Annotated in this window: 2 protein-coding genes; one reads left to right on the top strand and one right to left on the bottom strand. The window is 33.3% G+C overall.

What is annotated here, in order from left to right; translation table 11 throughout:
• On the top strand, positions 1–1,638 hold a 1,638-nt coding region (locus BGS40_RS00040; protein ID WP_096738196.1), incomplete at its 5' end, for a flagellin A.
• 30 nt (positions 1,639–1,668) lie between these two features.
• Here BGS40_RS00040 and BGS40_RS00035 read toward each other — a convergent pair.
• A partial coding sequence (locus BGS40_RS00035) for a motility associated factor glycosyltransferase family protein (RefSeq protein ID WP_096738195.1) occupies positions 1,669–2,949 on the bottom strand: 1,281 nt, incomplete at its 5' end.

The raw sequence follows: 2,949 nt of genomic DNA, 5'->3' as shown, positions 1-2,949 counted from the left end.
TCTTTAAGCAGACTTAGTTCAGGTCTTAGAATCAACTCCGCAGCAGATGATGCTTCAGGGATGGCGATAGCAGATTCTTTGCGTTCACAAGCAGCTACTTTAGGTCAAGCTATAAACAATGGTAATGATGCTATAGGCATCTTACAAACTGCCGATAAGGCTATGGATGAGCAACTTAAAATCTTAGATACAATCAAAACTAAGGCAACTCAAGCAGCTCAAGATGGACAAAGTCTAAAAACAAGAACCATGCTTCAAGCAGATATCAACCGTTTAATGGAAGAACTTGACAATATCGCAAATACTACTTCATTTAACGGTAAACAACTTTTAAGTGGAAATTTTATCAATCAAGAATTTCAAATCGGTGCAAGTTCAAATCAAACTGTAAAAGCTACTATAGGAGCAACCCAGTCTTCTAAGATAGGTTTAACACGCTTTGAAACAGGAGGAAGAATTTCATCTAGTGGCGAAGTGCAATTTACTCTTAAAAATTACAATGGTATAGATGATTTTCAGTTTCAAAAAGTTGTGATTTCAACTTCAGTTGGAACAGGACTTGGAGCTTTAGTAGAAGAGATCAATAAAAATGCTGATAAAACAGGTGTTAGAGCTACTTTTACAGTAGAAACTAGAGGTATATCAGCAGTTAGAGAAGGAACTACTTCAGATGATTTTACTATCAATGGGGTAAAAATTGGTAAAGTAGAATACAAAGATGGTGATGCTAATGGAGCCTTAGTTGCTGCAATTAACTCGGTTAAAGATACCACTGGAGTTGAAGCTTCAATCGATGCTAATGGACAACTTTTACTTAGCTCAAGAGAGGGAAGAGGGATTAAAATCGAAGGAAGTATTGGTAGAGGTGCTTTTATCAATCCAAATATGATGGAAAACTATGGCCGCTTGTCTTTAGTTAAAAATGATGGTAAAGATATTTTAGTAAGTGGTACAGGTCTTTCTTTTGCAGGTTTTGGAGCAGATAGTTTTATCTCTCAGGCTTCTGTTTCTTTAAGAGAGTCAAAAGGAAGATTTGATGCTAATATCGCTGATGCTATGGGATTTGGTTCTGCAAACAAAGGAGTTATGTTAGGTGGTTATTCTTCTGTTAGTGCTTATATGAGTAGCCAAGGAAGTGGATTTTCTGCAGGTTCAGGTTATTCTGTAGGTAGCGGTAAAAATTATTCCACAGGTTTTGCGAACGCTATAGCTATTTCAGCTGCTTCGCAACTTTCTGCAGTATATAATGTTTCTGCAGGTTCAGGTTTTTCATCAGGATCAAATCTTTCTCAGTTTGCAACTATGAAAACAACTGCTTTTGGAGTAAAAGATGAAACAGCAGGCGTTACCACACTTAAAGGTGCTATGGCGGTGATGGATATAGCTGAAACAGCCACAACAAATCTTGATCAAATCAGAGCCGACATTGGTTCAGTGCAAAATCAACTTCAAGTGACTATAAACAACATTACCGTAACTCAAGTAAATGTTAAAGCAGCAGAATCAACCATAAGAGATGTAGACTTTGCAAGTGAGAGTGCGAATTTTTCTAAATATAACATCCTTGCGCAATCAGGTTCTTATGCTATGAGTCAGGCTAATGCAGTGCAGCAAAATGTTTTAAAACTTCTTCAATGATTTCTTAGATGCTTTTATGCATCTAAGCTTTTAAAGTGCTTTTTTCTTTTCTAAGAAGTCTTGCAAAGGTAAAATAGCGATTTTAAGTCTTTTATCTTGAGCTTCTAAAAGTTCTATGATATTTTCTATCAAAGCTTCGTGTGCATAAACCCAAGCAAAAAGTTTATTTTGTTTATCAGATTCATCTTTGATATCTTTAAGATATAAAGGCGTTAATATACTTTGTTCATGATGTAAAGTAGGGCCTAAAATTTCTTGCAAAAAGAGATATTTTTTATTTGAAAGTTTTTCTTTGATTTTGTCTATATTTTGGTTTATTTGTTCAAGAGAGAGTTTGTTCTTTCCATGGGTAAGATTGTGAATTTGTTTTTGAACTTTTTTACACTCTTTTTTAAAATTTAAGGATAAATTCATATTTTTTTTGATTTTTTGATAGATTTTTAATCCGAGTTTTACTTGTTCTTTAGTATTTAAAACTTGTAATTTTTTAAATTTTTTATCTTTTTTATTTTCGAGTAAATCTTCGCAAAGTTCTTTAAAAGGTTTTTCTATAGCGCTTTCTATCCTAGCACCTCCTTCAGTGCAATTATAAGTTTTACTTTTGCTAAAAGCAATGAAATTTTCAAAAATTTGTCTAAAAAGTGTCCAAATTTCAGAACTTTGAACTTTTCCATTTCCTCCATAAGCTGTAGTGCTAAATCTATCTAAGTCCCTTTCATAGTCTCCATTATGTAAATTAGCATGGATAAAACCTTGAGAGTGTGTTTGCCCATCTTTGGCATAAGCTAAATCCTGACCTATGAGAATGATGTTTTTATGTCCTAAATTTTCAGCCAGTTCATAAGCCATATGAGATACACTCATACCCGCGTTAATATATCCATAATCGTCTAGCTCCAAGTATCTAGCAAAAGGCTGGCCTTTTATGATTAAAATGTATTTTCTTTGATTTTTTTCAAGATAAGAAATGGTTTTTTTATGCACCAAAGAAGCTACTAGAAAAATGATGTCTTTATCAAAATCTTTAAAATCATTATTAAAACATTTAGCTACTATTTCATCGCGTTCCAACATACAAACATAATCAGGTTTTATACCATGTTTAGCTAAAATAGGATAAGAAGAATCCGCACAAAAAATCGTAGCTTTACTAGCATATTTTTTTAACAAAGGAAGTTGTTTAGTAAGAGATGGTCCTGTAGAAACAATGATAGCTGTATCACCTATACCCTTTCTTTTAGAAAGTAATTCTTTATAACTAGGATGAGTAATCATTTGAGGAAGATTATAAACAAATTGTTCTATACCTTG

Origin of the sequence: Campylobacter sp. 107 (assembly GCF_002383835.1) — a bacterium.
GTDB lineage: Bacteria > Campylobacterota > Campylobacteria > Campylobacterales > Campylobacteraceae > Campylobacter_D > Campylobacter_D jejuni.
Note: the sequence above shows the minus strand (reverse complement) of the source record. Positions and strands in the feature narration are given on the sequence as shown.